Source organism: Paraflavitalea sp. CAU 1676 (assembly GCF_029223285.1).
Classification (GTDB): Bacteria; Bacteroidota; Bacteroidia; order Chitinophagales; family Chitinophagaceae; genus Paraflavitalea.
The window spans coordinates 553,726-577,824 of record NZ_JARHUJ010000001.1 but is presented as its reverse complement, the minus strand read 5'-3'; the positions used below and the strand labels follow the sequence as shown (position 1 = coordinate 577,824).

Here is a 24,099-nt window from a genome sequence, read left to right as displayed (position 1 = left end):
ATTGATTAAAAGGTGATATTGATGTTCACACCATATCGCTTCGCCGTGGGCGTTTGCAGGCTTGAACTTCCCTGACTTCCTGCATACTGATCAATATCCAGATCCTTATACTTCGAGAAATACAGCAGATTGCGGCCGATCAGCGATATACTCGCCTGCTTCATGAAAGTTTTACCCAGCACCGCTTGTGGCAGGCTATAGGTAAGCGTCACTTCACGCAGCTTGGCAAAGGTCTTTTCGATCAGGTTTGCCTCATTGGTATTGTAGTAGAAGCTGATGTAATCCTGCAGGTAGGTAGGCGTAGTGTTGGGGGCAAACTGCAACTTGGCATAGTTCGTTACATTACCCAGGTTATCATATTCGATAGCAGTATTGTTGCTAACAACAACACCCTCACCAACCCATGATTTCACACCTTTGTAATCCTGGAAGCGGGCCTCTCCCATTTTACCTTGTACGGTATTGATATGGCGGCCACCGCGGTACGTTTGCTGTTGAATATAGTTCACCATATGACCACCTACACGACCATCGAACTGGAAGCCCAGGCGGAAGTTCTTGTAGCTTACATTGTTGATAAAGCTCCAAACCCAGTCAGGATTGGTATATCCCTGCAGCTGAGAAACCGGGTTGCGGATAGGCCGGCCACCGGCATCGTTGATGATCCTACCATCGGGCGTTTTCACAAATGCCGAACCTACAAACTGATCAACACGGGTACCTATCTTTCTATAAATATCCAATTGGGTAAGGTCGCCGTAGATCTTGGTATACACTTCCTTGAAGGTCGACCAGTTGACCATGGTATTCCAGCTGAAACCGCTGCGGTTGGTAATTGGTGTGGCATTCAGCGACACTTCCCAGCCTGTCTTCTTCGTAGTGATACCATTTTGCAGCGCTCCGGTATAACCAGTGGTTTGCGACAAAGGCGAAGTAAAGATAGCCGGACCATCTTTCGTTGTGAAATAGGTTACATCCAGCCCGATCTTATTGTTGAGAAAGCGAACATCGCCACCTACTTCATACACAGTGCTGCTCAAAGGCTTGATATCGGGGTTATTCAGCGTTGTTGAATAGTACGCACCGGTTTGGTTGTTGTATACAGGCGGCGTAGTATAGGCAATTGAGTTCGTGTAAGAAGGACCATCGTAGCTGGAATAATATTCCGAACCATAACCGAGTGGATAGCTGGCCTGTGGTGTGGCGCCGATCGTAGAAGCCGTTAAACCACCTTTTACATTGGCATATGACCCACGCAACTTCAGGAAGGAGATTGCTTCGGGAAGCTGCACATAGTCTGTTACCACGGTGCTCAACGCGGCAGATGGATAGAAGTAAACGTTATTACCGGAAGGCAGGGTAGATAATTTATCAAAACGACCGGTCAGGGAGATATTGGCATACTTGTTAAGCGATACGTCCAGGTAGCTGTAAGCACTCAGCGTCAGCAGATCTGCCGTGAAGTTTGAAGCACGCAACGGATTGCGCGTATTATTGAAATTATACCAGCCTGGTACGTTCAGGTAGTCGGTGGTCACAAAGCTGGAGTTGTACCGGAAACTGCGGATATTACCACCTACAGATCCCTTTACATCGATATCGCCCCTGAACTTGTTGGTATAGGTAGCCAGGATATCGGTATTGTTCTCGAACAAAGTCCTCTTATCTTCCCGGTAGTCACCACGACCTTCTTCACGCTGATATGGATGTGCCGAAAAAGGCATCTTCTCGTTCCTGAACAGGTCATAGGTAGTTACCTGGGTACGTGCCATCAGTTCCACATGTCTAACAGGTTCGTAGGTAAGTTTGGCATAACCGTTCACATCCGTCTTATAGTGACCACGCAGCCACTCCTTGACCATGAACCAGGGATTATGGTAGCGCTGGTATTCAGCATAGATACTTTGCACCCCTTCCTTGCCAGGCTGCCAGTAATTGCGCATCTGGTCAACATCCCAATCGGCGCCGGCCCAGATCACGATATTATAGATCAAACTGTTGGGACCATAATTCACATCGGGGAAGTTGGGTGTGTACTGGCGATTGTAGTTGAGGTAACCATCCATACGCACTTTGTCCGAGAACTTGTAGCCGGCAGAAATATTGAAATTGGTGATATTGATCTTCATGTTGGGCACTATCCCTTTCTGATAGGTATGCGACAGCGAAAAACGCAGATCATATTTATCACCATGTGATGAAACAGCGATATTGTTGGTAGACAGCAAACCTGTTTGCAGGAACCTCTTCAGGTTATCCTTTCCGCGGGCCACCCAGGGCGTACCCTGGCGAACGCCCGTAACAGGATCTACAGGACTATCGTATTGAGGGATCAGCTGACCTTCGAACTTGGGCCCCCATACGTCGTAGTCGCCGTCGTTCGAGCCAGCGCCCTTACCGTCTTTAAAAGCATATTTGCCATGGTCGCCGGGACCGTACTCGTCCTGCACCTTGGGAATGGCGTTGAAACCACTTTCGAACATGGTGCTGGAATTGAATTCTATCGAATAACCACGTTTGTCGCGGCTTCCTCTTTTTGTAGTGATCATAACTGCACCATACTGGCCGCGGGAACCATAGAGCGCTGAAGCAGTTGCGCCTTTCAACACAGTATAAGATTCAATATCATCAGGACTGATATTCCAGGTATCGGAGTTGATGGGAACGCCATCCACTACGAAAAGGCCAATGCCCGACCCACGCAATACCAACTGGGGAGCCGCCAGCATTTCAGCGGAGGCACCTACTGTAAGGCCCGCCACTTTACCCACCAATGAGTTGATGGGGTTAGGCTCTCTTGCCTTCACGAGGTCTTCGCCTTTTACTTCCTGTACCGCATATCCCAGTTTCTTCTTGTCTTTTTTGATACCCAAAGCAGTCACCACCACTTCGTTGAGCGAACGGGCATCTACTTCCAAAGCCACTTCCAGTGAACTTCCTTTTACCGCCACTTCTTTGGTCAGAAACCCTACTCCGCTTACGACCAGCACGTCGCCGGTTTTAGCGACAATGGTGAAAGCACCGTCGCCGGCAGTAGACGAACCTGTAGCAGTTCCTTTCACCACGACAGAAGCGCCAGCAACAGGCAACTGGTCCTTTACAGAAATTACTTTACCCGAAACCGGATTTTGAGCGAGCGAGAGAAATGGTAAGGACAGCAATAGGCATGCCGTTACCACCCTTACAATAAGGTAGCATTTACTCATAAAACAGAAATTTTAGATGGAGAGCGTGATGTTAAAAATTGAGCAGCGAAAATAGAAGTGCCGTGTAAAGGAAAGGTTATGCCTGTTTTAACAAAGCATTAATTGTTTATAAATACTAAACTGGAGTTAAGTAGTATTAAATAAGTCGCCCCCCCTGATGCTCATTTCCTTAGAACAGGTAAACGACGAGGATGGCTGCATCGGTGTTACCGGCGTTACGTAAACGGTGCTTGGCACGGCCGTCGAAGAAGAGCGTATCGCCGGCATTGAGGATAAATTTCTCTTTTTCTATCTGGTATTCAACGCTGCCTTTTAATATATGTTTACACTCGAAGGCATCAGTTTGAATCATCTGTTTCCGGGCCGCCCCTTTCTTCAATTCCAACAAGGCGATGTCGACGGCTTGTGCTATCACACTCTTGGTAAGGATGCGTTTATAAGAAAACCCTTTAACCGGTTCTTTCTCGAACGGCTTTTCTTCGCCACTCCGAACGATCAACACATGCCCATTAATGAAATGCTCATGCATATCTTCAAAAAAGCTCTTCAGGTCCTCGCCCAGCGAATGGATCAGGTTGAACAAAACGGCCAACGAAGGAACCGTTCTGTTGTTCTCGATCTGCGAAATCAAGCCCTTTGTAACACCAGCCCGGTTGGCAAGATCTTCTAAAGTGATATTCTTTTGGGTCCTTTTTGATTTGAGTTGCTCACCGATCAGTAAAATGAGGTCTTCCTGCATGATAAAACAGATACGTTAAGGTGGAATACAATATTAGGTAAAATATAAACCAGCCATTCTGCAGGGGCTCCCGTTGCAATTAAACTCCAGTTAAATTCTCATAATCGGCTAATACCTAGCTCATATAGAAAACAATTACTTAACGTCCGCTTAAAATTGAGGTAACACTACCATGGGATATTTGCAAAACCCGCGCTCCATGGAAAAACGTCCTGTAGACGTAGTCGTAATCTCTGATGTTCACCTGGGCACTTATGGATGCCATGCCCGCGAACTGGTGGCCTACTTAAAAAGTATCGCACCCAATATTCTCATCCTAAACGGGGATATCATCGACGGCTGGCAATTCTCAAAACGCTATTTCCCTGCCTCTCATATGGCAGTCATTAAGGAAGTACTCAACCTTATGACCAAGGGCACCCGCGTTTTCTACATTACCGGCAACCACGATGAATTGTTACGTCGCTATGCCGATTTCCAACTCAGCAATTTTACCCTCACCGATAAACTTGTGCTGGAGATCGACAATAAGATGACCTGGATCTTTCATGGAGATGTGTTTGACAATACCACCAAGGGAGGCGCCAAATTCCTGGCCAAGCTGGGAAGCAGCGGCTACGGCATGCTGATCCTCTTCAACCGTTTCGTAAACTTTGTCCTTAAACTGTTTGGCCGGGAAAAACTGTCCATCTCCAAAAAAGTAATGGCCGAGGTCAACAAAGCAGTAACCAAGATCAATGACTTCGAAATGATCGCCGCCGAGCTGGCCATCGAAAAGAAATATGACTATGTGATCTGCGGTCATATCCACCAGCCACAGAAACGGGTAGTAGAAAATGAGCAGGGCAAAGTAACCTACCTCAATTCCGGTGATTGGGTCGAGCACCTCACCGCGCTTGAATACAGCCACAACGAATGGAAAATATTTGAGTACGACGAAAAGGAATTTCAACATATCCCTGCCACGGACATGAGCAGGAAAGTAAGTGTAGTAACCGACGAGATCAACTTTTACATCAATTCACTGGCCATCTAACCAGCACCGACAACATGAAAATACTCTACGCATTGCAGGCAACAGGCAACGGGCATATCAGCCGTGCCATGGAACTATTGCCCTTTTTACAAAACTATGGCACCGTCGACCTCTTTCTCAGCGGCGCCAACAGCACCCTGCCCCTCGACGCTCCGGTAAAATACCGCAGCCAGGGACTAAGCCTTTTTTATACCTGCAAAGGTTCACTCGACTATTGGAAACTCACCCGCAGCATCTCCCCGTTTCGTATGATGAAAGAAGCAAGAGACCTGCCGGTAGAGAAATATGATCTCGTATTAAACGATTTTGAGTGCATTACCTCGATAGCCTGTGCTAAAAAGAAAGTGCCCTCGGTCAATTTTGGACACCAGGCCAGCTTTCTATCCCCCAAAACACCGCGCCCCGAAAAGCCCAGCAAGGTCGGAGAATGGGTTTTGCAGAACTACGCCAAAGCCAGCCAGTACATCGGGCTCCATTTTGAATCGTACGATGATTTTATCTATTCACCGGTTATCAAAACCGAGATACTTCAGGCTGAGCCCACCAACGATGGCCATATCACCGTATACCTGCCTTCCTATTGCGACAACGAGTTGATGGCCCTGCTGGCCCCCTTCAAGGATCACCGCTTTGAAGTATTCTCCCGCCAAACCAAAGCGCCCCGCACCGAAGGAAATATCACCCTGACACCCGTCAATAAAGAGAATTTCAATCAAAGCCTTATCAGTTGCCATGGTATTATATGCGGAGCCGGGTTCGAAACGCCGGCCGAAGCTATCCACCTCAGGAAGAAAATGATCGCTATCCCCATACAGGGACAGTATGAGCAACAATGTAATGCCGCAGCGCTGAAGAAGATCGGGATCAAAACGCTCGATAAACTGGACGACGATTTCCCGGATACCTTTAACGATTGGGTCAACGATCCGCACACGCCCACCATCAGCTATAAATACTCCACCGAGGCCATCATCAATATACTGATGATGCGCTGTACCAATCTCCGGTATGAACTCGACATCCCTTATCCCGATCTGATCTTTAATTAAGCCGCCATTTTTCCTTAAATAAAAAAGTCGTACAAAGCGTTTGCCTGTACGACTTTCTCCTTTTGATCCCATGCACCATCGCGTCAACGATGATACTGTACAAATGCGGTGTCCTTTCTATCGGTAGAGTCTTTTTTCTTCTTGTCTTTCTTTTTCTTAGTGCTATCCTGGAAGTTCGCAGAGTAAGTCTCATCACCGGGGGGAATAGACGGGTGATCGGTATTCAGTGCACTAAGGGAAACGGTAAAAAACAAGGCAGCACCTGCAATAAGAAGTGTTTTCATAGATTATCCATTTAATAGTTATACAATAGGCTAGTACATTACAAGCACTGTACCAGATAAATCCGGATGATGTTTCAATCCGGGATATACGCGATGAAGAGTGAAAAACGATTCCGCATTACGGGGAACAATAACCACAATATATGTACGAAGTAATAGGCCTTTATAGACGGCCGTAAAATAAAAGAGCCGTCACGATAGAAATCGAACGGCGTCAGTCACATGAGAGAAATCCTCTCACTTATAAAGAGTTGTAATTAGCTATTTGGAGAACAAAGGTAAGTAGCTGTCAACACAAATGTCTAACTATTTCATTTCATGATAAAAATAGGTGCCAACATTCTGGCTAACCGGTCAAAATAATTGTGTGACCGGGCAATTTTGGAGGATGAAAAAACATTCAGGATACCACAAGCACTACTAGTATAATTACGAATACCCACGCTAAGCGCACAAAAAAGCCGTCACGATAAAGATCGCACGGCTACAAGTCACATGAGAAAAATCTACGCTAAAAAAGCTATTTACTGGAAATCGATCGATTACATGGATTTGGAAGGGCAAGGTAGACCGCCCTTGTTATGAGAGCCTTACCGGAAGTTTATACTACTGTTAAGAATGCTGGTCAAAAAAACTGTCAGTTTCAGCTTTTTTTAGTAAATTAGGAATACAAGGGCTTGCCGTGATGTACCAACGTACTATATTATGGCTCTTATTGGCGATAAGCTTCCAACCAGCAAAGTCACAGAACGAACCAGGTGTATCTACCATCCACTACGACTTTTGCGGTACCCCACTTCATTTTTCATTCAATAAAGAAAGTTTGCAGCAAAGCGCCTGTACCCTCTCCCAACAGACTGTGGCGGATTTTTACATACGGGTCAATGCCAGCCCCTATCAATCAATGATCGCCGCCCTGCAGGCTTATAAAGAGAAATACCACCCGGATGATTGGCTGTTTTATCAGCTTATCAGGAAAACGGCCCAGATCATAAGCCCCAAATCCGAAGACTATACCCGCTACACCATGTACAAATGGTTCCTGCTGATCAAAACCGGGTATGATGCGTATATCACCGTCTCCGGCGAAAAGCTGCTCCTGTACATCCGGAGCGACGAGGAAGTGTATGATATCCCTGTCCGGGTGAATGATGGCCGGCAGTATGTTTGCCTCAATTATCATGACTACGGTGCCATAGACTTCACTTTACTGCATTTTGTACAAACGACGGTACCGGAAGCATCGGCCAAACAAGTGTTCTCCTATAAGATCAAAAACCTGCCCAGCTTCTCCCCGCAGGATTACCAGGAGAAAGACCTCCATTTCACCTATTATGATAACGACTACCATTTCAAGGTAAAATTGAATCCCCAGCTAATTACGCTGTTCAACAACTACCCCACAGTCGATTATGCCTCCCAATTGAATATTCCGCTTAGCCAGGAAACCTATTTATCGCTGATACCGCTCCTGAAGAAAAACGTAAAAGGCATGAGTGTTAAAAAAGGAGTAGACTACCTGATGCGGTTTACACGATACGCTTTTCTGTTTGAAGTAGACACCAAAAGCTTTGGTACTGAGAAGCGGCTTTCGCCCGAGCAAACCCTTTTCTTTGAGCAAAGCGATTGCGAGGACCGGGTGGCCCTCTTCTTTTACCTGGTCAAAGAGATCTACAACCTGCCAATGATCGTATTGGAATATCCCAAACACGTTACGATCGCTGTACAATTCGATAAGCCGAAAGGGAAGACCATTGAATACAACGGCAATAAATATTCCATTTGCGAACCTACCCCACAAAAGGAAGACCTCCCCATTGGTAAAATGCTCGCCAGCCTACGAAAGACCCACTATCAGGTGGTTTATCAATACTCCCCGCAATAACGAGGCGTTCAGAATTACTTGCGGCTCGTGCGTCTCAAAAAGCCCTTGCACATACCTGAATAAAAAGAGCCGCCCTGTAAGAGCGGCCCTGATGTATATATTGGTTAACGAAGACCTTAGAACTTTGTCCATCCTTTGTGCCAGTTTGCATAGGCACCAGCTGGGGCGATAGCACCCAGGAAGTCAACTTTCTCGATGAAAGGCATACGTGCTGTCAGGATCGGATCTTCGAAGTAGGTATTTGGTTTGGTTTGAGTACCAAGTACCAGGGTAGAGTTACCGAAAGGAACCCAATCTGGATTGTTGTAATCGAAAGGACGTGTGTAACGGATTTCGTCTACAGTATTCAAAATTTGGTTCTTGCGGCCAGCTTCCTTGAACCAGTCTGTTAAAAGAGCTTCAGAATAACCGGTGGGAGTAGATTTGTCGACATATACAACAGGCTTCCTGCAACCAGCGATTACGATGCCGCTCAATTGCAGCGTACCGGCAGTGATGTTCTTATCGGTAGCATTACCAGTCGCTGCACTGATCTCGATACCAGAAGGCCAGCCAACGATAGCAGTATTGAAGATAGAGATAGACGAGTTCCTTCTGATCTGGGCAGCAGAACCCAGGAAGTTGCTGTTACCCACATTGCTCAAAGTAGCCAGCGGACCAAAAGCTGATACGTTACAAAATACAGCCTTTGTTTGTGGATTGATAACGTCGCCGTTAACGTTATTATCGCTTTCAAAAGCTTCTGATTTGGAAACGTCGGCAATGGCAGAATCACGAACGATCAAACCAAACTGAACGCTGCCGCTGAAACCGTTGTCGGTATCGAAATCATCGTCCTGCGTTTTGTAAGCGATCAGGTATTTACAGTTTACAGTGCCACCAAACCACTCGAAAGCATCGTCCTTGGCATAAGCAACCTGTACGTGATCGATCACAGTTTTGCGGCCTACAGCAGCCATAGTAAGACTGTTAACTTCTTTATCGGGTTGGAAAGCGTAACCGGCATATTCAATACGCACATATTTCAATACGCCAGAGCTGTCGTCGTCGTTGGGAGTTGCACCACCGCCGGCCAAAGCATCACCATTGGCATTGTTAACACCACCTTCTACTTCCAGGATACCTACGCCACCACCAGTACCGGCAAAAGAAGTGTTGATGCTTGCTTTACCGCAGAGAATGATACCACCCCAGTCGCCTGAAGCAGGATTGGGTGAGTTGGAAGTAAATACGATTGGGTTGTCTACAGTGCCGTTAGCCACGAGCTTAGAACCACGGCTGATGATCAATACAGCTACTTCAGAACCTGAATAAGCACCTTTGATCGTTGTGCCCGCTTCAATGGTCATGGTATGATTTCCTACCATGTACACTTTATCGCTCAGGATATAAGTGTTGTTTTTACGAAGAATGGTATCGGCATCGATACGGCCTTTCAGGGTAATAGTCTGGCCGTTGTTACCGCCTCCGCCACCGGGTACAATGATCACTTCTTTTTCTCCGTCCATCTCTATTTTACGGCAGCCTGTTATGATAAGTGCCGAAAATGCGGCGAGAAAAAAAATCTTCTTTTTCATATTCTTGTATTTGTATTTTAAAGAGATTATAATATAGAGTAGTTAAAAGTCACACCGATAGATGTACCGAATGTTCTGGTGAAGCGGTAAGGATCTTTGTTCTTTTGGAAAGTGTCCTTGCTTTCTGCATTCTGATAAAAGTATTGAGTACGGTTCAGGATATCTGTAACATTCAGGCGGATCTCACCTTTATTCTTCAACAGCTTTTTAGCCATTTGAAAATCCAGTACAGCGCGAGGCGCCTCATAAATGTCAGGTGATCCGGCACCGGCACTGATATCTCCCACGAGGTAAATACGCTCCCCGATTTGGTTGAACAACAAGGTTGCGTTGAAACCATGCTTCTGCAGGTCATAGTTCAAACCGAGGTTGAGCAGGTAGGGCGATTGACCCTGCATCTGCCGGTCGATCTTTACGCCCTGTATATCTGCCTGTACCCGGCTCTTGATATAAGCGGCATTGGCAGTCAGCGTAAAGTTCTTCAGGCTGGTGATGAAATCGAGGCGTTTGCGGAATTCCAACTCAACACCGTAGTTTTCGGCCTTATCGGTATTCTGGAAATTGAATGTGCTCGCACCACCGCTGCCTTCGTTATAGATCTGCTCGATGGCTTTATCGAAGTTCTTATAGAACACACCGAAAGTGATGGCTTCACCAGCTCTTGGGTACAGTTCATAACGCAGATCGAAGTTGGTAGCCTTGGTACGCTGCAGGTCAGGATTACCCTGTACAGAAGCATTCAGCTCGAAATCATACAGGTTGAGGAAAGAAAGCTCTCTTAACTCGGGTCTGATCACGGTTTGTGAACCAGACAGGCGGAGATTCGTCTTGTCATTTAATTTATAGGTAGCATTCAAACCGGGCAGCCAGTCGAGCACCTCGCTATGAGTATGGCGTGGATCGTATTTTTTAACGCTACCCACCAGTTGGTCATAGTTTTCAACACGCACACCCCACACCACACGGAACTTGTCGCTGAGCTGGTTGTCGAACTGGATGAAACCGGCATTCAGGATGGTATTGGCGAGGTAGCGGAAAGAGTTACCCTTGATCGCATCGAAAGCAAACAATGTGCTGTTGGGAGCACCATCACCGAAGTTTTCCGGTGCAAAGATCTTGTCGGCAGGCAACAAACGCAAAGAAGCATTGTCGCGGGGCAGATAGTTGGCAAACAGTTTCGCATCGTAAAGGCGATCTTTGATTTGCAACATATAACCACCCTTTACAGTTTGGCGTTGACCAAACAGGTCGAAGTTATAAGTAAGGTCGCCACCTGCAGTATAGATATAGTCGCTCAGGTTCTGGAAGATGCGGCTACCACTTTCCTGAGAAAGTGAGTTGGCCACCAGCATGCCGTAAGGATTGTTTGTACCTGTATTGCGGGCGTAAACGATCCTGCGCTGATCGGGAATATAGCCATCCAGGATATTAAAGGCGCCATACCATTTTAAACGCAGGGGAGCAACCAGCGTATGCTCACCACTAAGCTGGGTGGTAAAGAAAGTATTTTGCTTGAAAGTGATTTCAGAAGCTCTCACGTCGTTGCCACGATCGAAATCCAGACCGGAACGGTTGGTGAAATAGTTCGTGGAGTTTACGTTGATGATCGATTTCACCGACACCTTGTTGCGGGGATTGATCTGCATACTCAGGCTCGCCAGCGCACCAGCCAGTACATCCTGTGTAAAACGATCGTCATCATAAGAATAATTTTTCGATACGGAAGAACCCAAAATGCTGTTGCGCTGGTTCAACATATCGATATACCTGTTACGCTTATTATAAGTGACACCGAAAGTGCCTCCCACGGTTTTCTTGAACAATTTGGAAACAAAACCGCCATTGGCCTGGAATGAAACGTCGAGGGGAGCATTGTTACTGGTAGCAGTCCAGTTATTCGCCATTTGCTTGCCTAAGGCCGTTTTCTCAGCGGGCGTCAAAATGTCGAAGTCGGATTTGGTCGTGTAGCCGGGAGGTAAACCTCTGGTACCATCATCGATACCCAGCCAATCCCATTTACCACCTTTTGCTTTATAAAAGTCCTTACCGATGGTTTGGGTATTGAAACCGGTACCCACCTGCACGTTCAGGAACGATTGAGAAGGAATGTCTTTGGTATTCACCTGGATCAAACCACCGGCCCACTCGCCGGGATACTCCGGCAGGAAGGCTTTGTTGATCACGATATTGTCGATCATCGGAGCGGGGATCAGATCGAACGAAAAAGTCTTGCGATCGGGCTCGGTACTGGTGAGGAGAATGCCGTTCAGCATCGCCTGGTTATACCTGTCGGCCAAACCACGAACCACCAGGAATTTACCCTCCTGCAAGCTCGCACCGGGCGTTCTTTTCAAAACGTCACCTGTGTTACGATCGGGAGAGCGGCGGATCGTTTCAGCAGAAACGACAGAAGCAACGGTGCCTGTATTCTTTTGAAAGGCGATCACCGCATTAACGGATTCCAGGCGGGCCGCCGTACGGCGGCTGGTCACCGTTACGGCACCCAGCTCTGCGCCACCGCGCTCCATGATAATGGAAAGTTCATTCACCTGGCCTGCAGTAACCTCCACATCATTCACCACCTTGGCAGCATATCCTACAGCCGTAAAATTCAGTTCATACTTTTTACCAGTAGAGAGTGTAAGGGAAAACCGTCCTTCAACATCCGTAGTTGTACCTCCCGGAGCACCGGCGATCTTGATCGATACGCCCTGGAGGGGTTCATTCTTACTGTTAAGGACCTTACCGGCAATCTTACCGGACTGGGCGAAGGAAACAAAAGCTACAAATATAAATACCACTAATAGGGCGTACTTTTTGCTCACAACAGTCTATTTAATGTGCGGGCAAAAGTATCAGCGTCATATTACCGCCATATTACTGCAATGTTAAGGAATCATTAACTGGCCCTGTTTGCAGCTCCAATGTTAAGCGAATGTTACGTCAATGTTACCGCAATGTTTCGTCAATGTTACCAAAGGCCCCAAATGAAGAAGGAGCGACCAAAATCGCTCCTTCAAGACAAGTATTGTGACGCCTTCCATTAAAACCTGAACTGCAATCGCCAGGTGAACACATTGGGACGGCGGTTGCTGGTGTATTCGGGCAATAAGGTCGATTCATTTTTCACCACATCATACCACACAAACATCTTGAGGTGATCGGTGATATAATAGTTATAGCCAAAGCTCCAGGTATCGTAACGGATATCGGCAATGGATAGATGCGTACCTGGTGCACCGATCTCCCTACCTTTTACATCGGTATTGGGATCGTACCAGTCGAACTTTACGCCCAACTGATGCTTGCTGTTAACGATATTATGCAGCAGAATGAAAAAGCCTCCATTGAATTTTCTAACATAATAAGGAGTCGTCAATAATAGCCCTGGTGTTTCCGACGATAAGGCCGTAGCCGTTTGAGTGCCCCACCAATATTCGCTGCGCAGTTCCGTGGCGCCCCATTTGTGCGTGAGTTTCCATTGCATGTCGGCCCCACGGTATTGCCTTGGCGCTTCATCAAACAGGTTATCATCCGAAGAATCGACGACAAACTCCTTCTTACCCGACACATCTTTTACGTTGTACACATACTTGGTATTTTGAATGAACCCTCCCTGCAGAAAAGAAAGTCCGGCCGACACTGAAAGTTTTTTGCTAACCGGGTATGGCTTTATCCTGAACCGGCTGATAAGGTCCTTGTAACTGTCATACTCACCCGGGCCCGTCAATCCCTGGCCGTTAAATGCACCCACATCAAGCTTTACGTATTTCCAGAAATTCCCGCGCCTGCGCGGCTCGAAGGAAGCCATCAGGCCAAGGTCACGCTCGCTGCGCATCAGGATCTGCGACATGCGGCCACGCTCCGGCGATTCCCGGTCCGAGGAGGACAGGTTTACCTCATACCCGAACGGGCGGGCAAACATACCCGTGGTAAAAGTGAAAAGCTGCCACTTATTTTCATACACACGCCCCCAGAAATCACGGATATTAACCCCCCGCTCCGTACCATCGAACTGGAAAACAAACTGCACGGAGGGCTGGTCCTTGTCATTGAAATGTGCATACTCCAGGCGTATACGACCACGCCGCAGCATAAACCTGCTTTGTGAACGTGGGGCAAAATCACCCCCATTATAGCTTTCCGCCCCCTTAAAACTGGCAACCTGAAACTGTGGCTGCATATACCCACCTATGGTAAGATGATCGTATTTCCTATACAGCGATAACAACCCTTTGCCGACGTCGGATGTTGTATCCACCATATCCATTAGGAATTGTGCTTCAGCTACTTGCGACAATACCAACAATCCAATAAAAATTCCGGTCCGGCGTGCACTTAACAATAACTTCATAGATTCATAACATTGCTGCAAAGGTAAATTGAGAAAAAAAGGCTATTGTTAAGAAATTATTACCAATTTGCCTCCACTTTAACAGTAGGGTATTAGTTCTATTTTTGCCACCAAATTATAATGGGATATGGGTTTAAACTCAATTATGAAGATTTTCATGCCGAAAGACAAGATCTTCTACTCACTGTTCGAACAGGTGGCTGTAACAGTGGCACAGATGGGCAAGTTGATGAAAGACGTAGTAACTGAACCTGATTACGACAAAAGGGCCGCCATCATCGCCCAGATCGAGGACATGGAGCACGTGAACGACGATTACACCCACAAGATCTTCACCGAGCTCGGCCGCAACTTTATCACCCCATTCGATCGCGAAGACATTCACTACCTCGCTACTGCGCTCGATGATATTGCAGATTACATCTTCGCTTCTGCTAAAAAGATCAACTTCTATAAAGTAAACCCCAACGATCAGGGCATCCAGAAAATGGCCGACCTGATCGAACAGGCCTCCGAGCAGATCAAGAACGCAGTATTCGAGCTCCGCAACATGCGCAACATGCGCCAGATCACCGATGCCCTCGTAAAGGTGAACAGCATTGAGAACCAGGCCGATGATATCTTCGACATGAGTATCGACCGCCTGTTCGAAACAGAACCCGATGCCAAGGAAGTGATCAAGAAAAGAGAGATCTACCAGGTTATGGAGATCGTTACCGACAAATGCGAAGATGCCGGCAACGTGATCGAGTCCATCATCATTAAATACGCGTAATTAGTTTGAAAATCACCGGTTTAGAACTGAGGCTATTTTCAAAACGAGCACCCAATTCAGGTTTTCAAATTAACCAATTATGACTTTCCTGGTAATCATCATCATACTGGCCCTGGTATTCGACTATATCAACGGCTTTCATGATGCCGCCAACTCCATAGCCACTATCGTCTCTACCAAAGTACTTACCCCCTTTCAGGCGGTACTGTGGGCAGCCGTATTCAACTTTGCAGCCTTCTTTATCGCCAAATACTGGATCGGAGAATTCAAGATCGGTATGTCATTCGCGAAATCGATCAACTCCCACTTCATCACGCTTCCGGTGATCTTCTCGGCCCTCGTAGCCGCCATCGCCTGGAACCTGCTGACCTGGTGGTTTGGGATCCCTTCCTCTTCTTCCCACACCCTGCTGGGAGGCTTTATGGGCGCTGCCCTGGCCCACGTAGGCGGCTTTTCGGAAGGTGGCTTCACTGTTATCAACTACAAAGTAGTATTGCCCATCTTCGCCTTTATATTCGGTGCACCACTTATCGGTATGTTCGTCGCATTGGTCATAACCCTGATCATCGTGAACCTATGCCGCAAAGCCAATCCCTATAAAGCAGAAAGCTGGTTCCGTCGCCTGCAGCTGGTATCATCGGCGCTCTTCAGCCTTGGTCACGGTAGTAACGATGCCCAGAAAGTACTGGGTCTGATCGCTGCCGCCATGGTGGCTGGTGGCAAGCTCGATAACGTGAGCCATGTGCCGGACTGGGTACCGCTCGCCTGTTTCACCGCCATTGGTTTGGGAACTATGAGCGGAGGCTGGAAGATCGTAAAGACCATGGGCACCCGCATTACCAAAGTAACGCCACTGGAAGGTGTAGCAGCCGAAACAGCCGGTGCAGCCACGCTGTTCCTCACCGAGCACCTCGGTATACCCGTATCAACCACCCACACCATCACCGGTGCCATCATGGGTGTAGGGGCTACCAAACGTTTATCGGCCGTACGCTGGGGCGTTACCATCAACCTCCTCTGGGCCTGGATACTTACCATCCCGGTAAGTATGATTCTCGCAGCAATTGTATATTATATAGTACGCCTCGTTATGTAAAGCATCACATATAGCTTATTAAGAGATTCGATCGCCTGCCAGCAACAACTGGCAGGCGATCTGCGTTAAAGCCTCATCCGGCAAAGGTTTACAACAACTTATTGTAAATCGGGACCCTTAAATCTTTATTTTTTGCTATTTTGGCAAATAATCCAAGACTTTTGCGCATTAACAACCACATCTAATGAAAGGTATTATACTGGCAGGCGGTTCAGGAACAAGGTTACATCCGATCACATACGCCATTTCCAAGCAGATCATGCCCATTTATGATAAGCCTATGATCTACTATCCCCTGTCGACCCTCATGCTCGCAGGCATACAGGAGATTCTCATTATTTCTACCCCCTACGATCTTCCACAGTTCCGCAGACTGCTGGGCGACGGATCAAAGCTCGGGCTCAAATTCTCCTATGCCGAACAGGCGGTACCCAATGGCCTCGCACAGGCATTTGTGATCGGGGCCGATTTCATTGGCGACGACAACGTAGCCCTTGTACTGGGCGATAATATATTTTATGGAGCGGGCCTCGGCGCACAGCTCGAAAAGAATACCACTCCCGATGGCGGTATAGTTTATGCTTATCACGTAAGTGATCCCGAACGCTACGGTGTAGTGGAATTCGACAAGAATAAGCAGGTAATCTCCATCGAAGAGAAACCGGAGAAACCCAAAAGCAACTACGCAGTACCCGGACTTTATTTCTATGATAACGATGTTGTGCAGATTGCACGCGACCTGAAACCCAGCCCCCGCGGCGAATACGAGATCACGGATGTAAACAGGGAATACCTCAACAGGAAGAAGCTCACAGTCTCCATCCTCGACCGTGGTACCGCCTGGCTCGATACCGGCACCTTCGATTCGCTCATGCAGGCTTCTCAGTTTGTGCAGGTTATAGAACAACGCCAGGGCATTAAGATCGCCTGCATTGAAGAAATAGCCTACCGCAAAGGATTTATCAGCAAAGAACAACTCACAACAATGGCCCAGCCACTGCTGAAAAGCGGCTACGGCCAGTACCTGATGAACGTGTTGAGCGAGAAAAGTGAATAACGAATACACGCATAACTGAAATCAACTGCAAGGATTTTGCACGATTAATACTAATTTGCGGCCATATTCACTTCCTGAACAATACCGTACCCCCTATAGGAGTTTAATTAAACTGTTTAGAAAAATAATTATCAAACAGGTCATTACAGCTTCAATGCGCTGTCATAGGACGCGGTTTCCCGTCAAAACTGCGGCAAGCGTTGAAGGTTGACCACTCACCATTACCAGACGATGAGCAAAATTCTTGTTACAGGCGGATGTGGCTATATCGGTTCGCATACCATTGTAGACCTTGTGGAAAACGGATATGAGGTTATTTCAGTAGACAATAACTCCCGCTCCAACCCCCGCATTTTCGAAGGCATTGAAAAGATCACCGGCAAAAAGATCAAGAATTATAAAGTCGACCTTTGCAATTTCGACGACACTTTTGCCATTTTCCAGGAAAATGAAGACATCTCCGGCATCATTCACTTTGCCGCCTATAAGGCAGTAGGTGAATCGGTAGAGCAGCCACTGATGTACTTTGAGAACAACCTGGTATCATTGATCAACCTGCTCAAATGTGTGCAGGAGTTCAATATACCCAACTTCGTTTTCTCTTCATCCTGCACAGTATACGGCAACCCCGATAAAATCCCGGTTACCGAAACAACACCACCCAAACCCGCGGAGTCTCCCTACGGATACACCAAACAAATGGGGGAGCAGATCATCAATGAGTTTTCCAAGGCCAACAGCACCCAGTGCGTGCTGCTGCGCTATTTCAATCCCGTGGGCGCTCACCCTTCTATCTCGATCGGCGAATTACCCATCGGCAAACCTGCCAACCTCGTTCCTGCCATCACCCAAACCGCCATCGGCAAACTGCCGCTGATGCAGGTGTTCGGCGATGACTACGATACCAGAGACGGTTCCTGCGTACGCGACTTCATCCATGTGAGCGATATTGCCCACGCGCACACCCTCGCCATCAAACTGGTAGAATCGGGTAAAAACACCAAGCGTTGCGAAGTGTTCAACCTCGGTAGCGGCAATGGCTTCACCGTACTGGAAACCATCAAAACATTCGAGAAAGTGAGTGGCGTTCACCTCAATTACGTGATTGGTCCCCGCCGTCCCGGAGATGTAATAGCCATTTACGCCAACAACGACTTTGCCGTCAAAACCCTTGGCTGGAAACTGAAGTATTCGTTAGAAGACATGCTGCTGACTGCCTGGAAATGGGAGCAGAAATTGAAAACCGACGAAAAATTCTTCCAGAGCAAACCCGCCGACCTGAATTAAATAGGAAGGCTATATATTTGCACCACCAAATTTTGACCATGCTGAAAGAGATACAGCCCACCGGGCAAAAAGATACAAGAAGCGGATTTGGCGATGGCATTGCAGAAGCAGCCCGCAAAAATCCCAACATCGTAGCACTGACAGCCGATCTCGCAGGTTCATTAAAGCTCAACCAGTTCATCAAAGAATTTCCCGAGCGCTTTGTACAGTGCGGTATCGCAGAAGCCAATATGATCGGTATAGCTGCTGGTCTGACCATTGGCGGTAAAATTCCTTATACTACCACATTCGCCAACTTCTCTACCGGCCGCGTGTACGATCAGATACGCCAGTCTGTAGCCTACTCTGGTAAGAATGTAAAGATATGCGCATCCCACGCCGGCCTTACGCTCGGTGAAGATGGAGCCACCCACCAGATCCTCGAAGACATCGGCATGATGAAAATGCTGCCCGGTATGACAGTGATCGTTCCTTGCGATTACAACCAGACCAAGGCTGCTACCCTCGCCATCGCCGACTACCAGGGGCCTGTTTACCTCCGCTTCGGCCGTCCTGTATGGCCTATCTTCACCAAGGTAGAAGACTTTGTGATCGGAAAAGCACAGGTATTCTCAGAAGGGACCGATGTATCGATCTTCGCTTGCGGCCACATGGTATGGAAAGCCATCGAAGCTGGCGTTATCCTCCAGGAGAAAGGCATCAGCGTAGAGGTGATCAACATCCACACCATCAAGCCCTTCGATACAGAAGCAGTGCTCAAGTCGATCACAAAGACAAGATGCGCAGTAACTGTAGAAGAGCACAACATCATCGGCGGCCTCGGCGATTCAGTAGCCCAGGTAGCTGCCCGTCACCTGCCCATCCCCATCGAATACATCGGCACCAACGATACCTTCGGTGAGAGCGGCACCCCCACTCAACTGTTGAAGAAATACGGATTGGATACGCCGTATATCGTAGCAGCGGCAGAGAAGGTGATGAAAAGAAAATAAACAGAACTACTTTCTATAGGAAGGCTGGCCGGTTGGCCGGCCTTTTTTTATGGCTGTATTGATGCGCGCCAAACATATCACAGGAATCGTAATATAGCAAAAACTATAGAGCACCTACAGAGCTTCTACAGAGCACTTATAGAGGATATATAGAGCCCTTCCTTCGGTTCACACCCGGGGATGCTTCACAGATACTTCACCGGCTATTCACGAGTGGCCTCACCGGTATCTATCAAATATCGCCTGGATAGGGTACAAGGCCGGTGCAATATAGGGCCTGTCGCATATAGGGGCGCAGGCCATGTGGAGGCAGTTTGCGGTGCTATTTCGGGCACTGTGCGGCGCCTTAGGATACGATTCCCGCACCAACCAAAGGAATTTCGGGCCACGTGTAAAGCGGGGCCACGGCCAGGTTGCCTAACTGCTTAAAACTACGCTCCGCCCACAAAACCCAGGCGCCGTTCCATATCGGCGGGCAGTGCTGGCAGCTTTCTCCTTTCGATGAGGAAGCTGGTAAGGCGGGCGATCTCTGCAAAAATGTAATGTTTGTCCAATGCTCCTTTGAGGTAATCTCGGCCTGTACTGCCGCCCGTACCGATGCGGGTGCCGATCATACGGTGCACCATACTCATGTGGCGGTAACGCCAGGTACTTAACTGCTCATCGATCTCGAGCAGGTTGTTGAGCAACTGGAAGGGAAGTTGTAAGATGGGATAACCCCTGTACAGCATAATGAAGAGCGCTGCGCGGCAGGCGCGCGGGCTCAGCCTACGGTCGCCGCCGGCTGCTTCATCGGCAAATACAGTGTCGAAGAAAGCCTTATTCTCTGCTTCTGCAGATGCCAGGCTCGTAGTATAAAGATTGCGGTAATTGTTCCAAAAGTCTTTTACCTCGTCGAGGAAAGGCATACGCTCCAGCCAGTCGTTCAGCAGCTCGATAAAAGAACGCTCCTGCTCTACCTGCTTGATCAACTCAACCTGTGCCGGACGCAATTGAGAGATATAGTATTCCTGCCCAAAGCGGTGCTGGTATTTCAATCCAAGCTTGGCCTCCAGTATCTTGAACTGCCAGCTTTGAAAGCCTGAGGCGGGGCGCAGCATATCGCGGAAATCGAGGAAGTCCATGGGTGTCATGGTTTCCATGATATCGATCTGCTGTACCAGTACTTTCAATATCGAAACCACCCGCGACAGGCGGTGTACCACTGTTTGCAGTTCGGGCGAATTATCATTCACGGCCGGCTTCCTCATGATCGCCGCTACGGAATCTACTTCATACAACAATTGCTTGAACCAAAGTTCATAGGCCTGGTGAATGATGATGAACAGCATTTCATCATGTGCCGGCTGGTTCAGCTTATCACTCTCGGGCGCTTGCGCATCCAGTATTTTTTCAAGCTGTAAGTAATCGCTGTAGTGTACACCTTCTGACATGGATAGTAGTTAATTGTTGAAACAAAAGTCACTTACGCTGTGCTGTTGAGCGCGCACATGGCTACTCAAATTCGTATCCGATATCCTTGCGATAATACATGCCATCGTAGCCAATCTGCTTCAATACCTGTTTCGATTTGTAGACAGCGCCGGTAATAGATTCATCGTAGGAGGTAACGCACAGTACCCGGCCGCCGTTGGTCACTACTTCACCATCTTTGGTAGTAGTGCCTGCATGAAACACCAGGCTATCGGCATCAACGGGACTATCGAGGCCGCTGATGGCAAATCCTTTTTCATAAGATCCGGGATAACCACCACTTACCGCCATTACTGTGCAGGCCACCCGCGCATCCTGTTCGATGGTAATTTTATCCAGCGTACCGTTCGCAGTAGCGAGCATCAGCTCTACCAGGTCGGTTTTCAACCGCGGCATGACCACTTCCGTTTCCGGATCACCCATGCGGCAGTTGTATTCGATCACCAATGGTTCATCACCCACTTTGATCAGGCCCACAAATACAAAACCCTTATAGTCGATATTTTCTTTTTCAAGACCTTTTACGGTAGGCTCCACCACCCTATCGATCACCTTCTTCATGAATACATCATCTGCAAAAGGTACGGGACTCACCGCACCCATGCCACCGGTATTGAGACCGGAATCACCTTCACCGATACGTTTATAATCTTTGGCTTCGGGCAGCAACACATAATTTTTGCCGTCCGTAACCACAAATACACTCATTTCAATACCATCGAGGAATTCTTCTACCACCACCTTTTTGCTGGCGTCGCCAAACTTGCTTTGCTGCAACATCAGCTCAAACTCGGCAATGGCTTCAACATGCGATTGGCAGATCAGTACGCCTTTTCCAGCGGCTAGTCCGTCGGCTTTGAGCACGATGGGCAGCGCATGTTGTTGCAGATAAGGAATACCTTCTTCATAATTGGAAGCGTCGAACTCACGGTATTGCGCAGTAGGGATATTATGGCGCATCATGAACTTCTTCGCAAAGGCCTTGCTGCCTTCCAGTTGCGCACCATATTGCGCAGGGCCTATGATCGCAACGTGTTGCAGCGACGCATCCTTGCGGAATACATCTACAATACCTTTTACTAACGGCTCCTCGGGACCGACTATCACCATGCCGATCGCTTTGTCTAACACAAATTGTTTAATTGTGTCAAAATCAGTAACAGACATGTTAATATTGGTGCCGCACAATGCAGTGCCTGCATTACCCGGAGCAATGTATAACTGTTGACAGTGGGGGCTTTGCGTCAGTTTCCAGGCCAATGCATGTTCACGGCCGCCGGAGCCAAGGAGTAGAATATTCATAGTGTGCATGGTACATTTTAACGGGTGCGAATTTCGGTGATTAAGACGTATTGGCGAATTTTAATTGATGATTAGGGTTCGGGAATAGAATTTATCGCTATTTTACGCCGCTAAGGGTTTGGTCATCCCTTACAGGTTGCCCACCCGGTTTGATCTTATCCCTACATTGATTTTTTTAAATCAACCCCCACTTATATATGACGCAGCCTGTAAGCGGCAAACACCCAAAAGGTCTATTCGTACTGTTCTTCACTGAAATGTGGGAACGTTTCAGTTACTATGGCAACCGCGCCCTCCTTGTGCTCTACGTTGTCAACGTTTTGATGATGAGCGATGAATATGCCAACGATGGCGTGTATGGCAGCTACACCGGCCTGGTGTACCTGACTACCCTGCTGGGTGGCTATGTGGCCGACAGGCTCTGGGGCAACCGCCGCTCTGTTATTACCGGCGGCTTTTTAATGGCGGTCGGACAATTCCTGATGTTTTTCAGTGCTTCTTCTTACGAAAATATTCCGCTGGCACATACCATCATGTGGGTGGCATTGGTATTCATGATGCTGGGATTTGGCCTGTTCAAGCCCAATATCTCTACCCTGGTGGGTCAGCTGTACCCCGAAGGCGACAGGAGGCTGGATGCCGCCTATACCGTCTTCTACATGGGTATCAACCTGGGAGCCTTTATCGGTCCGCTCGTTTGCGGTGGATTGGGTAACCAATACGATGCCAATGGCCAGGCTGTTAAAGAAGCCTTCAAATGGGGCTTTGCCTCAGCCGGTGTGGCCATGCTGGTAGGCACCTTTGCCTTTATCTGGCTCAAGAACAAATACGTAGTAAGTCCTACTGGTCAGGGCCTGGGTATACTGCCCAATAATGCCACCAAAGATCCTTCAGCTTCGGAAACGACCGCAACGTCACTCAAGCACGTGGCCACCTGGGGGGTGATCACCCTGGCTTGTATCCTCGGCTTCAAATATGTGTTGGATTTTGATTGGATCGGCTCCTTCATCTTTGGCGTAGCCATCGGTGTAGCGGGTCTCATTATTTCCGATCGTTCACTGACGCCCACCGAAAGGGGCCGGGTGATGGTGATCTTCCTGTCGGCTTTCTTCGTGGTCTTCTTCTGGTCGGCCTTCGAGCAGGCGGGTTCATCGCTCACGCTCTTTGCCGAACGCAATACCGATCGCGCCTTTCAACTCAATACCGCCCTGGGCAATGTTATACTCGCCATTCTTGCAGTAGCCGGCATCCTCTACCTCTTCCTGCAAAGGATCATGGAAATACCTACTGAACTGAAAAGGGTATTCGCGACACTCGGTATCGGAGCGCTCGTCATTGCCATTTACTATTATATCCAGGGAACACGGTACGAACTCAAAGAAATTCCTTCCAGCTGGTTCAATAGTGTCAACTCCATGTGGCTGATCCTGGTGGCGCCCTTCCTGTCTCAGCTGTGGTCATGGCTGGGTAAGAAAAGCGTAGAACCTTCTTCGCCCAAGAAACAGGCCATTGGTTTGATGTTCCTCGCGGGTGGTTACCTGCTCATCGCGTATGGTGTCAAGGACCGTACCGATGCTGCCAGCATGATCTGGTTGCTGGCCATGTATTTCATGCACACGGTTGGTGAACTGTGTTTGTCTCCCATCGGCTTATCGCTGGTAAACCGCCTGGCTCCTGCCCGGTTTACCTCCATCCTCATGGGCGTATGGTTCCTCTCGAATGCTGTAGCCAATAAATTTGGCGGCAAGCTCGGCGCCCTGTTGCCCAGCAAGGGCCCCACTCATTTTGCAGGGTATACGATCAACAACCTGTACGACTTTTTCATGGTATTCGTAGTGCTCAGCGGTGCTGCTTCCATACTCCTGTTCCTGCTCTCGGGATGGATGGAAAAACGCATGGGTACTGTCAAATAGCTGATACGGGCTCACGCTTCTGCGTGGGCCTTTTTCTTATACAAAAACTACATGATTTAATTTAAACAGCTTGT

The 24,099-nt window shown here is 48.1% G+C and carries 17 protein-coding genes; 9 read left to right on the top strand and 8 right to left on the bottom strand.

The features are described from left to right. Window positions 1-5 precede the first annotated feature (5 nt). Both P2H89_RS02400 and P2H89_RS02395 read right to left on the bottom strand, forming a co-directional pair. Complete coding sequence (locus tag P2H89_RS02400; RefSeq protein WP_275824889.1) at window positions 6-3,206, bottom strand: SusC/RagA family TonB-linked outer membrane protein; 3,201 nt, start codon at window positions 3,204-3,206, stop codon at window positions 6-8. 169 nt (window positions 3,207-3,375) lie between these two features. After that, window positions 3,376-3,945, bottom strand: a complete 570-nt coding sequence (locus P2H89_RS02395) for an XRE family transcriptional regulator (protein ID WP_275824888.1) — start codon at window positions 3,943-3,945, stop codon at window positions 3,376-3,378. A gap of 199 nt (window positions 3,946-4,144) precedes the next feature. Here P2H89_RS02395 and P2H89_RS02390 point away from each other — a divergent pair, with 199 nt between their 5' ends. Further along, window positions 4,145-4,981: a UDP-2,3-diacylglucosamine diphosphatase gene (locus tag P2H89_RS02390; RefSeq protein WP_275824887.1), complete on the top strand. Its 837-nt coding sequence runs from the start codon at window positions 4,145-4,147 to the stop codon at window positions 4,979-4,981. Window positions 4,982-4,995: 14 nt separating this feature from the next. Next, window positions 4,996-6,030, top strand: a complete 1,035-nt coding sequence (locus P2H89_RS02385) for a glycosyltransferase family protein (protein ID WP_275824886.1) — start codon at window positions 4,996-4,998, stop codon at window positions 6,028-6,030. Between the two features lie 83 nt (window positions 6,031-6,113). Here the strand turns inward: P2H89_RS02385 and P2H89_RS02380 are convergent, their stop codons facing one another. Beyond that, window positions 6,114-6,314, bottom strand: coding sequence for a hypothetical protein (locus P2H89_RS02380; protein ID WP_275824885.1), 201 nt, complete (start codon window positions 6,312-6,314; stop codon window positions 6,114-6,116). Window positions 6,315-6,999: 685 nt separating this feature from the next. Here P2H89_RS02380 and P2H89_RS02375 point away from each other — a divergent pair. Continuing rightward, window positions 7,000-8,199, top strand: coding sequence for a hypothetical protein (locus P2H89_RS02375; protein ID WP_275824884.1), 1,200 nt, complete (start codon window positions 7,000-7,002; stop codon window positions 8,197-8,199). 116 nt (window positions 8,200-8,315) lie between these two features. On the opposite strand, the gene P2H89_RS02370 is transcribed toward P2H89_RS02375, so the two are convergent. From P2H89_RS02370 to P2H89_RS02360, 3 genes are all read right to left on the bottom strand, one after another. Then, entirely contained in the window at window positions 8,316-9,776 is a 1,461-nt protein-coding gene (locus tag P2H89_RS02370) for a hypothetical protein (RefSeq protein ID WP_275824883.1), read from the bottom strand. A gap of 26 nt (window positions 9,777-9,802) precedes the next feature. Next, a complete protein-coding gene (locus P2H89_RS02365) occupies window positions 9,803-12,601 on the bottom strand; it encodes a TonB-dependent receptor (protein ID WP_275824882.1) in 2,799 nt (932 codons plus the stop codon). 218 nt (window positions 12,602-12,819) lie between these two features. Further along, complete coding sequence (locus P2H89_RS02360) at window positions 12,820-14,040, bottom strand: porin (protein ID WP_275824881.1); 1,221 nt, start codon at window positions 14,038-14,040, stop codon at window positions 12,820-12,822. A 235-nt stretch (window positions 14,041-14,275) separates the two neighbouring features. Between P2H89_RS02360 and P2H89_RS02355 the strand changes: the two genes are divergently transcribed. From P2H89_RS02355 to P2H89_RS02335, 5 genes are all read left to right on the top strand, one after another. Beyond that, window positions 14,276-14,905 (top strand): DUF47 family protein, encoded by a 630-nt coding sequence (locus P2H89_RS02355; RefSeq protein ID WP_275824880.1) that lies wholly within the window; start codon window positions 14,276-14,278, stop codon window positions 14,903-14,905. 79 nt (window positions 14,906-14,984) lie between these two features. After that, window positions 14,985-16,001 carry an inorganic phosphate transporter gene (locus P2H89_RS02350; RefSeq protein ID WP_275824879.1) on the top strand — a complete coding sequence of 339 codons (1,017 nt, stop codon included), beginning with the start codon at window positions 14,985-14,987 and terminating at the stop codon, window positions 15,999-16,001. Window positions 16,002-16,185: 184 nt separating this feature from the next. After that, window positions 16,186-17,058 (top strand): glucose-1-phosphate thymidylyltransferase RfbA, encoded by an 873-nt coding sequence (gene rfbA / locus P2H89_RS02345; protein WP_275824878.1) that lies wholly within the window; start codon window positions 16,186-16,188, stop codon window positions 17,056-17,058. A 231-nt stretch (window positions 17,059-17,289) separates the two neighbouring features. Then, on the top strand, window positions 17,290-18,345 hold the full coding sequence (gene galE / locus P2H89_RS02340; RefSeq protein ID WP_275824877.1) for a UDP-glucose 4-epimerase GalE: 1,056 nt from the start codon (window positions 17,290-17,292) through the stop codon (window positions 18,343-18,345). A 38-nt stretch (window positions 18,346-18,383) separates the two neighbouring features. Next, window positions 18,384-19,337, top strand: a complete 954-nt coding sequence (locus P2H89_RS02335; protein ID WP_275824876.1) for a transketolase C-terminal domain-containing protein — start codon at window positions 18,384-18,386, stop codon at window positions 19,335-19,337. A 431-nt stretch (window positions 19,338-19,768) separates the two neighbouring features. Here the strand turns inward: P2H89_RS02335 and P2H89_RS02330 are convergent, their stop codons facing one another. Together P2H89_RS02330 and purD are read right to left on the bottom strand one after the other, a co-directional pair. Beyond that, window positions 19,769-20,770: a tryptophan 2,3-dioxygenase family protein gene (locus P2H89_RS02330; RefSeq protein WP_275824875.1), complete on the bottom strand. Its 1,002-nt coding sequence runs from the start codon at window positions 20,768-20,770 to the stop codon at window positions 19,769-19,771. A gap of 61 nt (window positions 20,771-20,831) precedes the next feature. Next, on the bottom strand, window positions 20,832-22,112 hold the full coding sequence (gene purD, locus P2H89_RS02325; RefSeq protein WP_275824874.1) for a phosphoribosylamine--glycine ligase: 1,281 nt from the start codon (window positions 22,110-22,112) through the stop codon (window positions 20,832-20,834). A 197-nt stretch (window positions 22,113-22,309) separates the two neighbouring features. On the opposite strand from purD, the gene P2H89_RS02320 reads away from it, so the two are divergent. Beyond that, window positions 22,310-24,025: a peptide MFS transporter gene (locus P2H89_RS02320; protein WP_275824873.1), complete on the top strand. Its 1,716-nt coding sequence runs from the start codon at window positions 22,310-22,312 to the stop codon at window positions 24,023-24,025. The last annotated feature ends 74 nt before the right edge of the window (window positions 24,026-24,099 follow it).